This window comes from Bacillus sp. MBGLi79 (genome assembly GCF_002953915.1).
The window spans coordinates 2,539,428-2,540,751 of the sequence record NZ_CP026521.1; the positions used below are offsets into that span (position 1 = coordinate 2,539,428).

Here is a 1,324-nt window from a genome sequence, read left to right on the forward strand (position 1 = left end):
CAAAACGCTCGTTTGATGTCAGCATGTAAACAGACCACGTATCAAGTCCGGCAAATGCTTCGCCCATATCTTTATACATGGCTTCGACTGCTTTCTTTTCACCGAGGCGTTCCCCGTACGGCGGATTTCCGACAATCACGCCGTATTCCTCTTTCGCCCGAAAATCCTTTACCTGCATTTGCTTAAATTCGATGAAATCGGCTAGTCCCGCTTCCTCGGCATTCGCTTTGGCGATCTCGATCATACGATGATCCAGGTCATACCCCGAAATTGACAGCGGCTGATCATAATTCGCTTTGTCTTCGACTTCAAGCCTTGCTTGATCCCACACTTCTTTGCTGATCCATTCCCATCTTTCGGATGCAAAATCCCTGTTGAAACCCGGCGCAATATTTTGGCCGATCAAAGCCGCTTCGATCGGTATCGTGCCCGAACCGCAAAACGGATCGACGAAAGGTCTGTCAGGCGTCCAATTTGTCAATTGAATCAATGCTGCAGCGAGGGTTTCTTTCAGCGGCGCTTCCCCTTGACCGGTTCGGTATCCCCGTTTATGAAGCCCGGCTCCGGATGAATCAAGCGTAATGACCGCTTTGTCTTTTAAAAGGGAGACCTCGATTTTATATTCCGGGCCTGTTTCCTCAAGCCACCCGCCTTGTGTCTGATACGCTGATTTCAGCTTCTCGGCGATCGCCTTTTTGACGATGCGCTGGCAGTCCGGCACGCTTGCAAGCACTGATTTAACAGACTTTCCCGTCACGGGGAATGAGGCGTGTTCAGGAAGATAGGCGCTCCAGTCGACCGCTTTTGTCTTCTCGAATAACTCGTCAAAGGTCTTGGCCGTAAATTCGGCAACCTGCACTTTCACCCTGTCAGCAGTTCTCAGCCACAGATTGGCTCTGCAGATGGCGAGGGCATCACCTTCGAACACGACTTTGCCGTTGTCAACCGTACAATCATATCCTAGATCTCGCACCTCTTTGGCAACGATCGCTTCAATTCCCATCGGCGCTGTTGCAATTAATGTATAGGTTTTCATCATATCACCTGTTTTTATGTATGTTTTTTACATGATAAAAGCTCTCCTACCTGCGGAGAGCTTATACATTGTCATCATCATAATAGTGTGTAACGTTCTGTAAGCCATGTTTTGTTCCGTCGTACTGCTGTCGGCTGCTAAGCCTCGTACTCGGGTGGTAATCATCTATCTACAGAGTCAACTCTGTCCTTCTTTCCGTTCATTTCCGTCCAGAAGGTTCCCCTACCAAAATTTGGGTTTCTCGCTCGAGGGGTTTACCGCGTTCCACTCTCACCATTTCTAGTGAGA

Annotated in this window: 1 protein-coding gene and 1 other RNA gene (1 of these 2 running past the window's edge); both read right to left on the reverse strand. The window is 48.9% G+C overall.

Annotated features, from left to right (window positions below; translation table 11 throughout):
• The coding region (locus C1T29_RS12640) for a THUMP domain-containing class I SAM-dependent RNA methyltransferase (protein ID WP_208945457.1) at positions 1 to 1,036 on the reverse strand (1,036 nt) is incomplete at its 3' end.
• Between the two features lie 95 nt (positions 1,037 to 1,131).
• An RNA gene (gene rnpB, locus C1T29_RS12645) (RNase P RNA component class B) lies at positions 1,132 to 1,324 on the reverse strand; it runs 182 nt beyond the window's last position.